This window comes from Dietzia sp. DQ11-44, from assembly GCF_014145205.1.
GTDB classification, from domain to species: domain Bacteria; phylum Actinomycetota; class Actinomycetes; order Mycobacteriales; family Mycobacteriaceae; genus Dietzia; species Dietzia natronolimnaea.
Map to the genome: position 1 here is coordinate 1 of NZ_JAALEC010000052.1, position 10,121 is coordinate 10,121.

Sequence of the window (10,121 nt, forward strand, 5' to 3'; positions counted from 1 at the left end):
GCCCGGCACCACCGGGCGCCGGGCGGGCGATCAGACCGCCGCCGACTCCGCCGAGCGACGCGGCGCGACGGTCTCGTAGTCGGCGGTGTCCGCGGTGCGGGTCCGGCGCTGGTACTCGTGGACCAACCCGGGCCAGTTGGTGGTGACCCTTCCGGAGTCCACCCTGTACCAGGAGTCGCACCCGCTCCAGACCGAGTCGTCGAGGCGTCGCAGCATCTCGGCGTCGTAGGCGTCGTCGACCTCACGTCGCACCTCGAGTGCCACGGGCCGCTCAGCCCGGGCCAGATCCTCGACGATCTGACGGATGTACCGGGCCTGCTGTTCCATCATGAGGATGATCGAGCTGCTGCCGAGGTTGGTGTTGGGGCCGTAGACCAGGAACATGTTGGGAAAGCCCGGGACGGCCATCCCGAGGTACGCCCGTGCGCCCTCGCGCCACTGCTCGTGCAGATCCCGGCCCCCGCGCCCCCGCACGGTGATGGTCGCGAGGAACTCGGTGGCCTTGAAGCCGGTGCCGTAGACGATGACGTCGGCGGGGTGCAGACGTCCGTCGGATGTGACGATCCCGTCGGGGACGACCTCGGCGACGCCGTCGGTCACCACGTCGACGTCCGGCTGGGCGAGCGCGCGGTACCACTCGTTGCTGAACAGCATCCGTTTGCACCCGATCGGTTCCGTGGGGGTGAGTGCGGCGCGCAACTCCGGGTCCCGGACGGTCAGCCTGAGGTTGGCCTTGGCCAACCCGCTGAGGATCCGCGCCAGTGGACGAGCGGAGGTCAGGGCGAGGCCGATGGCCTCCGTGGTCTCCCAGATCGCCCCGCGCATCGCGGGGACGAGGCCGGGGACACGGGCGAACGCGGTGTGGTGCGCGTCGGTGTAGGCCCGGTCGGGCTTGGGCACCACCCACGGCGCCGAGCGCTGGTAGACCGTCACGTGGGACGCGGCCTCACGGATCCGGGGGACGAACTGGATCGCCGAGGCCCCGGTACCGAGCACCGCGACCCGCTTGCCGGTGAGATCCACATCGTGCCGCCACCGGGCGGAGTGGAACGACGGGCCCGCGAAGGAGTCCAGCCCGGGGATGTTCGGGTAGGCCGGCCTGGACAGCTGGCCGATCGCGGGGACCAGAACGTCGGCCTCGAACGACTCGCCGGAGGCGGTGAGCACCGTCCACGTGGCGGTGTCCTCGTCGAAGGTGGCCGAGGTCACCTCGATCCCCGTGCGCACCTTGTCCCGTAGGCCGTACCGGTCCGCCGTCTCGCGGATGTAGGACAGGATGTCCGGCTGCTCGGCGTAGCGGCGGCCCCAGTCCGTCTTGCGGTGGAACGAGTACGAGTACAGGTTCGACGGCACGTCACAGGCCGCTCCCGGGTAGGTGTTGTCCCGCCACACCCCGCCCACGTCGTCGGCCTTCTCCAGGATCGTCACGTCCGCGAGGTCGTCTCGGGTGAGTTCGTAGGCGGCGCCGAGGCCACCGAATCCGGCGCCGATGATGAGTACGCGCGGGCGCCGTCGGGTGCTGTTCGCGGGTGAGGCGGAGGAAGTCATGGTGCGACCGTATGGGGTCGGCCCGGCGTGGCCACAGACTTTCCCGGACGAATAATCCATAATTCCGGCCATGACCTCCTGGGACCGCCCCGCGGTAGCGCACTGGGACTTCCCGCGTTCTGCCACCGGCATCGGTGTGCTCGTCGAGGCCGGGGGCGCACTCGGCGTGGAGGCGGGGACCATCCTGCGCGGGGTCGGTCTCAGTCCCGCCGAGCTCGCGACCCCCGATCTGCTGGTGGCCCCGGCGCAGGAGCTCGCCGCGATCCGCAACCTGTGCGCCGCCGCTGGTGACCGCCCCGCGCTCGCCGCGGAAGTCGGGGCCGCCTATAGGTTGACGACCTTCGGGATCCTCGGATACGCCCTGTTGTCCAGCCCCACCCTCCGCGACGTGATCGCCATGACACTGCGCTTCATCGATCTGAGCTACATCTTCAGCGCGTTCGGTGTGGAGGCGACCGGCGACCGGATCGTCGTCCGGCTGGGGGGAGCCGCCCTCCCGGAGGACGTCCGCGAGTTCCTCGTGGATCGGGATCTCTTCGCGATCGACTCCGTTCTCCGGGACCTCGTCCCCGGCGGCCTGCCCTTCACCGAGGTCACGTTCGCCGGTGGGCGCACCGACGAGACCCTCGCCGCCTACGGCGAGCGGCTGGGCACGGTGCCGTCATCGCCCGGTGGTGGCGACGGGGTCACGGCGGTCTTCGACGCCGTCCACCTCGACCGACCCCTCCCGCAGGGCAGTGCCGGGGCGGTGGCCATGGCCGAGGCGCTCTGCCGGGACCTCGCCGCCACCCGCCGGACCCGCGGGCCGGTGAGCAGCCGTGTCCGCGTCGAGATCACCGGGAGTCTCTCCCAGGGGGCACCCATGACCTCCGTGGCCGCCGCACTGGGGATGAGTCCCCGGACGCTGCGGAGGCGGCTGGCGGACGAGGGCACCTCGTACCAGCGCCTGCTGGGCGACGTCCGGGTCGAGTTGGCGGAGCGGATGCTGGCCACCGGTCTGCTCTCGGTCGAGGACGTCGCGATCCGCCTGGGATACGCCGAGGCGTCGAGCTTCATCCACGCGTTCCGGCGCCTCACCGGCACCACGCCACACCAGGCCTCCGTCGCCTCCCGGACCCGGACCTCGGCGGCGCCGCGGGCCTGATGTGCCGGGTGAGACCCGGACGTGGGATGATCGGCGGCGTGCTGAAGTGGACCACCGCCGGAGAATCGCATGGCCAGGCCCTAGTGACGATCGTCGAGGGCGTCATCGCGGGGGTCGAGGTGACGAGCGAGCAGATCGCCTCGCAGCTCTCCCGCCGCCGCCTGGGCTACGGCCGCGGCGCCCGGATGAAGTTCGAGGCCGACGCGGTGAGGGTGCTCGCGGGCGTCCGGCACGGTCGCACCATGGGCTCGCCCATCGCGATCGAGGTCGGTAACACCGAGTGGCCCAAGTGGGAACAGATCATGTCGGCGGATCCCGTCGAGCCCGACGCGATCGAGGACAAGGCCCGCGCGGCCGTGCTCACCCGACCGCGCCCGGGCCACGCCGACTTCGCCGGCATGTTGAAGTACGACTTCGACGACGCCCGGATGGTCCTGGAGCGCGCGAGCGCCCGCGAGACCGCGGCCAGGGTCGCCGCCGGGACGGTCGCCCGCGCGCTGCTGCGTGAGGTCCTGGGTGTCGAGGTCCTCTCGCACGTGATCTCGATCGGCGCCTCCGAGCCCTACACCGGACCCGAGCCCACGTTCGCCGACCTGCCGGCCATCGACGACAGTCCCGTGCGCGCGTTCGACGCGGCGAGCGGGGACCTGATGATCGCCGAGATCGAGGCCGCCAAGAAGGCCGGCGACACGCTCGGAGGCGTGGTCGAGGTGGTTGTCCACGGTCTGCCCATCGGACTCGGTTCGCACGTGTCCGGCGAGGAGCGCCTCGACGCCCAACTGGCGGGGGCCCTCATGGGTATCCAGGCGATCAAGGGGGTCGAGGTCGGCGACGGTTTCGAGACCGCCCGTCGACGGGGAAGCGTGGCACACGACGAGATGGTGCGCGGAGCGGACGGTGTGGGACGCCGGAGCAACCGTGCGGGTGGACTCGAAGGGGGGATGACCAACGGTCAGCCGCTCCGGGTCCGCGCCGCCATGAAGCCCATCTCCACCGTCCCCCGCGCGCTGAGCACGGTCGACATGGCCGACGGGTCGGGCGCCACCGCGATCCACCAGCGCTCCGACGTGTGCGCGGTCCCCGCTGCCGGAGTGGTCGCGGAATCGATGGTCGCGCTGGTCCTGGCACGGTCCGTCCTGCAGAAGTTCGGCGGGGACTCGGTGTCGGAGACCCGACGCAACGCGCAGGGCTACCTCGACGCCGTGGCGGCGAGACTGGACTGGGACTCGGATCCGGCATGAGCGATCCGGCACGGCCGGTCGCCGTCCTGGTGGGTCCGCCGGGTGCCGGCAAGACGACGATCGGACGCAAGCTCGCCCGGAGGCTCGACGTGCCGTTCCGTGACGCCGATCAGATGATCGAGGAGTCCGAGGGGCGGTCGATCCCCGAGATCTTCGCGGACGACGGTGAGCCCGCGTTCCGCGCGATCGAGGAGAAGGTCGTGGGGGAGGCGCTCGCGTCCTTCGACGGTGTCCTGTCGCTGGGGGGCGGGGCGGTGCTCTCGGCCACCACCCGCGCACGGCTCCGTGGTCACCGCGTGATCCATCTGACGATCGGGGTGGCCGAGGGTGTTCGTCGGTCGCGCGGTCCGGGCCGTCCTCTCCTCGCGGGCGGGGACGCGACGGCGCGCTACCAGGCGTTGCTGACCGAGCGGTCACCGCTGTACCGCGAGGTGGCGTGGTCGACGGTGAGCACGGAACGCCGGAATTCGGGCAAGGTGGTGACGGAGATCGTCGACAGGCTCGAGTCCGGTGACCCGCACGCCCGGGGCACAGGGGACCGATCGTGAGTCGGGCGAGAGACGGGTACGAGCGTGAGTAGTCGAGCGATGAGCGGGAGTCCATCATGAACCGAGACCGGAACGACACCGACCCCGTGGTGGTGGAGGTGCGGTCCGCCGATCCGTACCCGGTGGTGATCGGCCGTGGACTGCTGCCGGAGATCCTCAAGGCGTGTTCGACGTCGCGCAACCTGGCGATCTTCCACCAGCCTCCGTTGACCCAGACCGCCGAGGCCCTGCGCGAGCAGCTCGCCGAGGCCGGCGTCAACGCGCACCGCGTGGAGATCCCCGACGCCGAGGCCGGCAAGGATCTGGCAGTGGCGGGGTACTGCTGGGACGTCCTCGGCAAGATCGGGTTGGGCCGCAAGGACACCGTGGTGAGCCTGGGCGGCGGGGCGGCGACGGACCTCGCCGGCTTCGTGGCCGCCACCTGGATGCGCGGGGTCCGCGTGATCCACATCCCCACCACGCTGCTCGCGATGGTGGACGCCGCCGTCGGTGGTAAGACCGGGATCAACACCGACGCGGGCAAGAACCTGGTGGGCAGCTTCCACGAGCCGGCCGCCGTCTTCGTCGACACCGCGACACTCGAGTCGGTTCCGCGCAACGAGCTGATCTCCGGGATGGCGGAGGTGGTCAAGTGCGGCTTCATCGCCGACCCCGCGATCCTCGATCTCATCGAGGCCGACCCGCAGGCGGCGCTCGACCCGACCGGGGAGACGATCGTCGAGCTCATCCGCCGGAGCATCCAGGTCAAGGCCGACGTGGTGGGCCGGGACCTCAGGGAGTCCGGTCCCCGGGAGAACCTCAACTACGGACACACCCTCGGCCACGCGGTCGAGCGGCGTGAGCAGTACCGCTGGCGGCACGGGGCGGCCGTGAGCGTGGGGATGTGCTTCGTGGCCGAGCTGGCCCGCCTGGCCGGTCGTCTGGACGACGCGACGGCCGACCGTCACGCGTCGATCCTGTCCTCTCTCGGCCTACCCACCGGATACCACGACGACGCGTTCCCGCGGTTGCTCGAGCTGATGGCGGGGGACAAGAAGAACCACTCCGGCTTCCTCCGGTTGGTGGTCCTCGACGGACTGGCCCGGCCGGCGCGCATGGAGGCCCCCGACCCGTCCCTGATGACGGCGGCCTACGCCGCGATCTCCGAGGGGAACAAGCCCAGCGGCGGCGGGGTCCTGCTGTGAACGACCGCCTGGCGGCCCGTCGACTTGCGGTCGCCTCCGCGGCCGCCGAGGCGGGAGCCGGTGCGCTCCTGGTCACCGACCCACGGAACATCGCCTACCTCACCGGGTTCCGCGGATCCGGTGGGGCCGTCCTCGTGGAGGACGACGGCGAGGCGGTCCTGTGCACGGACTCGCGGTACGAGCTCCAGGTTGTCGAGCAGGCCCCTGATGTCGGGCACGTGATCTCGCGGGACTACGTCGCCGGGGTGCTCGGACGTCGCCGGGGTCCCGCGGACGCCCCGCTCGCGGTGGAGGCGGACGACCTGACCCTGTCCGCGGCGTCCGCCCTGCGCGGTGTTCTCGAGAAGATCGGGGCCGCCGGGACACAGGTCGTCGAGACCAGCGGGCTCGTGGAGCAGGTCAGGCGGGCGAAGGACCCGGTCGAGATCGGACTCATCGAGCGTGCCTGCCGGGTCGTGGACGAGTCATGGAACCATCTCCTGGCCCACGGCCTGCTCGCCGTGAACCGCAGCGAGCGGGAGGTCGCCGCGGATCTCGAACACGCGATGCGACGGGCCGGCTCCGACGGGGTGGCGTTCGACACCATTGTCGCCTCGGGCCCCAACGGTGCGCACCCGCACCATGTCCCGGGGGACAGGCTGCTCGCCGCCGGTGATCTCGTCGTGGTGGACTTCGGAGCGACGGTGTCGGGATACGCGTCCGACTGCACCCGCACCGTCGCCCTGGGCGGCGCTGCCGACCGACTCCTCGACGCCTACGAGGTCGTCAGACGCGCCCAGCTCGCCGGGGTGGCGGCGGTCCGGGCGGGACTGGCCTGCTCGGAGCTCGACGCGGTGAGTCGGGGCATCATCGCCGACGCCGGGTTCGACGGGTACTTCGGCCACTCGCTGGGACACGGGGTGGGGTTGGACGTCCATGAAGCGCCCGCGGTGTCGAGCAGGTCCGCGAGTACACTGTCCGACGGCGATGTGATCACCATCGAGCCGGGGATCTACCTCCCCGGCCTCGGAGGGATCCGAATCGAGGACACCGTGGCCGTCACCGGCGGGGGCGGTAGGTCCCTGACCACCACGTCGACGGCGCTCAGCGTGCTCTGAGCAGCCGTCCCACAGAACATGCGCGCGGCGCCGGTCCCCGGCCGCCCGCCGACGACTCGCGAAGGAGAACGACCATGGCGTCCACCGCCGACTTCAAGAACGGCCTTGTCCTCAAGGAGGAGGGCAACCTGTGGCAGATCCAGGAGTTCCAGCACGTCAAGCCGGGTAAGGGTCCCGCCTTCGTCCGCACCAAGATCAAGAACGTGGTCTCCGGCAAGATCGTCGACAAGACCTACAACGCCGGGGTCAAGGTGGAGACCGCCACGGTGGACCGCCGCGACATGACCTTCCTCTACCGCGACGGTGAGGACTATGTCCTCATGGACGAGAAGGACTTCGAGCAGATCAACGTCTCGCCCACCGTGATGGGGGACGGTGCCCGGTTCCTCCTCGAGAACACCAGCGTCCAGGTGTCGATGCACGAGGGCGTGGCGCTCTTCGCCGAGATGCCCGTCGCCGTCGACCTGGTGGTCCAGCACACCGACCCGGGCCTGCAGGGGGACCGGTCGACCGGCGGCACCAAGCCCGCCACCCTCGAGACCGGCGCCGAGGTCCACGTGCCGCTGTTCATCAACACGGGCGACAAGCTGCGGATCGACACCCGCGACGGCCGTTACCTCAGCCGGGTGAACGCCTGACCATGGCGGATGACGCAGAACACCGGCGCCGGGGATCGAGGTTCCGGGCCCGCAAGCGCGCGGTGGCCCTGCTGTTCGAGGCGGAGCTCCGGGACGCCGACGTGGTGGCGCTCGCCGAGGAACGCCGCCGGATGGGCGAGCAGTCGCAGGAATTCCACGACGTCGCCTCGTACACCATGGACATCGTCACGGGCGTGGCGGAGCGGTTGGACCGTCTCGACACCATGATCGCCGAGCACCTGCGGGAATGGACGCTCGATCGCCTCCCGGCAGTGGACCGTGCGGTGCTGCGCGCCGGGGCGTGGGAGCTGTTGTTCGGCACCGAGGACGTGGACTCGGCCATCGTGATCGACCAGTCGGTGCTGCTGGTCGCCGACCTGTCCGCCGAGAAGTCGGTGCCCTACGTCAACGCCGTCCTCGACCGCATCGCCGGGCTCGCCGAGCACATCCGGGCGGCCGAGCGCGCGGTGTCCTCGCTGGACCCGGCGCCGGCCGTAGACGTGTCGGAGGCCACCCCCGACCCGTCGGAGACCGGAACCGAGGACTGATAGAGTTCGGTCCGAAAACTATCCCTTTAACGAGCCGTCCAGCGAGGCGGACAAGGAGGTGGTGATCGGTGAGCGCTGACGGTCCGGAGACGACCTCGGTTTCACTCTTCACGTCTGACGACGTCGCCAGGACGATATCCCGCCTGGCACACCAGATCATCGAACGCACGGCCGCGGACGCACCGGATTCGGGTCCGGTCGTCCTGCTCGGCATCCCCACCCGTGGTGTGCCGCTCGCGCACCGTCTGGCCGAGCGCATCAGGGAGTTCAGCGGAGCCGCCGTACACGCCGGTTCACTCGATGTGACCCTGTACCGCGACGACCTCGCCGGTGGCCCCCACCGCCCGATGAGCCCGACCACGGTCCCGGCCGAGGGCATCGACGGAGCGACCGTCATCCTGGTCGACGACGTCCTCTTCTCCGGGCGGACCATCCGGGCGGCATTCGACGCGCTGCGGGACCTCGGCAGGCCCGCCCGCGTCCAGCTCGCCGTCCTGGTCGACCGCGGGCACCGCGAACTCCCGATCCGCGCGGACTACGTCGGGAAGAACGTCCCCACCTCGCGCGAGGAGGGCGTCTCGGTGCGGCTCACGGAGACGGACGACGTCGACGCCGTGGTCCTCAGACGGCCGACACCGGAGGACGCCAGGTGAAGCATCTGCTCTCCGCCGCCGATCTGGACCGCGACGCGGCGCTGTCGATCCTGGACGAGGCCGGCCGTCTCAAGGAGACGCTCCTCGGGCGCGAGGTCCGCAAGCTGCCCACCCTCCGGGGCAAGACCGTCCTGACGGTGTTCTACGAGAACTCCACGCGCACGAGGGTCTCCTTCGAGACCGCCGGCAAGTGGATGAGTGCCGACGTCATCAACGTCTCCGCGAGCGCCTCCTCGGTGCAGAAGGGGGAGTCGCTGCGGGACACGGCCATGACACTGACCGCGGTCGGTGCGGACGCGCTCATCGTGCGTCATCCGGCTTCGGGGTCCGCCCTCCAGATCGCCGGCTGGGTCGCCCCCGGCGGCGTCGGGCCCTCGGTCATCAACGCCGGTGACGGCATGCACGAGCACCCGACCCAGGCGTTGCTGGACGCGATGACCATCCGCGAACGACTGGGGGGGATCGAGGGCCGCCGGGTGGTGATCGTCGGCGACATCCTGCACTCGCGGGTGGCCCGGTCGAACGCGCTGCTGCTGTCGACCCTCGGTGCCGAGGTCGTGTTGGTCGCGCCACCCACCCTGCTGCCGGTGGGGGTCGGGGACTGGCCGGTCCGGGCCTCGACCGACCTCGACGCCGAGCTGCCCGGCGCGGACGCGGTGATGATGCTGCGTGTCCAGGCCGAGCGGATGAACGGAGGGTTCTTCCCGTCCGCCCGCGAGTACGCGGTGCGGTACGGCCTGGGGCCCGCCCGTGCGTCCCGGTTGCCCGAGAACGCGATCGTCCTGCACCCCGGACCGATGGTCCGGGGGATGGAGATCGGGTTCGACACCGCCGACGCCCCGTCGTCAGCGATTCTCCAGCAGGTCACCAACGGCGTCCACGTACGCATGTCGGTCCTGCTCCACACCCTTGTCGGAACGGAAGGAAACCCCGAGTGAGCGCCCTCGAACCCCCGACCCTGCTGCTGCGCCGGGTCCGGCCCTACGGGGAGGGCGACCCCGTCGACGTGCTCGTCAGGGACGGGCTCGTCGCCGCGATCGGACCGGACGCCGGTGAGGATCTCCCTGACGACGTCGAGACCCACGACATGGCCGGCGCCGTCCTGCTCCCCGGGTTCGTCGACCTCCACACCCACCTGCGCGAGCCCGGACGGGAGGACACCGAGACGGTGGCCACCGGGTCGGCGGCGGCGGCGCGGGGCGGGTACACCGCGGTGTTCGCCATGGCCAACACCCAGCCTCCGCAGGACAACCAGACCGTCACCGACTCCGTGTGGCGGATCGGCCGGTCCGTGGGCCTGTGCGACATCCACCCGGTGGGAGCGGTCACCGTCGGACTCAAGGGGGAACAGCTCACCGAGATGGGTCAGATGGCCTCCGGCGAGGCCCGGGTCAGGGTCTTCTCCGACGACGGCATGTGCGTCTACGACCCGTTGGTGATGCGCCGCGCCCTCGAGTACTCGGCGGGACTCGGTGTGCTGATCGCACAGCACGCGGAGGAGCCACGCCTGACCAAGGGTG

11 protein-coding genes are annotated in these 10,121 nt (G+C 70.8%); 10 read left to right on the top strand and 1 reads right to left on the bottom strand.

What is annotated here, in order from left to right; translation table 11 throughout:
- Positions 1 to 30: 30 nt before the first annotated feature.
- Positions 31 to 1,548 carry an NAD(P)/FAD-dependent oxidoreductase gene (locus G6018_RS01585; RefSeq protein ID WP_182638541.1) on the bottom strand — a complete coding sequence of 506 codons (1,518 nt, stop codon included), beginning with the start codon at positions 1,546 to 1,548 and terminating at the stop codon, positions 31 to 33.
- 70 nt (positions 1,549 to 1,618) lie between these two features.
- Between G6018_RS01585 and G6018_RS01590 the strand changes: the two genes are divergently transcribed.
- From G6018_RS01590 to G6018_RS01635, 10 genes are all read left to right on the top strand, one after another.
- Positions 1,619 to 2,692, top strand: a complete 1,074-nt coding sequence (locus G6018_RS01590; RefSeq protein ID WP_179525360.1) for an AraC family transcriptional regulator — start codon at positions 1,619 to 1,621, stop codon at positions 2,690 to 2,692.
- 38 nt (positions 2,693 to 2,730) lie between these two features.
- Complete coding sequence (gene aroC, locus G6018_RS01595; protein WP_182638542.1) at positions 2,731 to 3,933, top strand: chorismate synthase; 1,203 nt, start codon at positions 2,731 to 2,733, stop codon at positions 3,931 to 3,933.
- Complete coding sequence (locus tag G6018_RS01600) at positions 3,930 to 4,481, top strand: shikimate kinase (RefSeq protein WP_182638543.1); 552 nt, start codon at positions 3,930 to 3,932, stop codon at positions 4,479 to 4,481. The genes aroC and G6018_RS01600 overlap by 4 nt, the downstream gene beginning before the upstream one ends.
- Positions 4,482 to 4,537: 56 nt before the next feature.
- Complete coding sequence (gene aroB, locus G6018_RS01605; RefSeq protein WP_182610778.1) at positions 4,538 to 5,665, top strand: 3-dehydroquinate synthase; 1,128 nt, start codon at positions 4,538 to 4,540, stop codon at positions 5,663 to 5,665.
- Positions 5,662 to 6,762, top strand: a complete 1,101-nt coding sequence (locus tag G6018_RS01610) for a M24 family metallopeptidase (RefSeq protein ID WP_182638544.1) — start codon at positions 5,662 to 5,664, stop codon at positions 6,760 to 6,762. Before aroB ends, G6018_RS01610 begins: the two co-directional genes overlap by 4 nt.
- Before the next feature lie 74 nt (positions 6,763 to 6,836).
- On the top strand, positions 6,837 to 7,400 hold the full coding sequence (efp, locus tag G6018_RS01615; protein ID WP_182610780.1) for an elongation factor P: 564 nt from the start codon (positions 6,837 to 6,839) through the stop codon (positions 7,398 to 7,400).
- Positions 7,401 to 7,402: 2 nt separating this feature from the next.
- The gene (gene nusB, locus G6018_RS01620; RefSeq protein ID WP_182610781.1) at positions 7,403 to 7,948 is read left to right on the top strand and encodes a transcription antitermination factor NusB; all 546 of its coding nucleotides are present in this window, start codon (positions 7,403 to 7,405) and stop codon (positions 7,946 to 7,948) included.
- Positions 7,949 to 8,016: 68 nt separating this feature from the next.
- Entirely contained in the window at positions 8,017 to 8,601 is a 585-nt protein-coding gene (gene pyrR / locus G6018_RS01625) for a bifunctional pyr operon transcriptional regulator/uracil phosphoribosyltransferase PyrR (RefSeq protein WP_179525354.1), read from the top strand.
- Positions 8,598 to 9,539, top strand: coding sequence for an aspartate carbamoyltransferase catalytic subunit (locus G6018_RS01630; protein ID WP_182610782.1), 942 nt, complete (start codon positions 8,598 to 8,600; stop codon positions 9,537 to 9,539). Before pyrR ends, G6018_RS01630 begins: the two co-directional genes overlap by 4 nt.
- The coding region (locus tag G6018_RS01635; RefSeq protein WP_182638545.1) for an amidohydrolase family protein at positions 9,536 to 10,121 on the top strand (586 nt) is incomplete at its 3' end. The genes G6018_RS01630 and G6018_RS01635, both read left to right, overlap by 4 nt.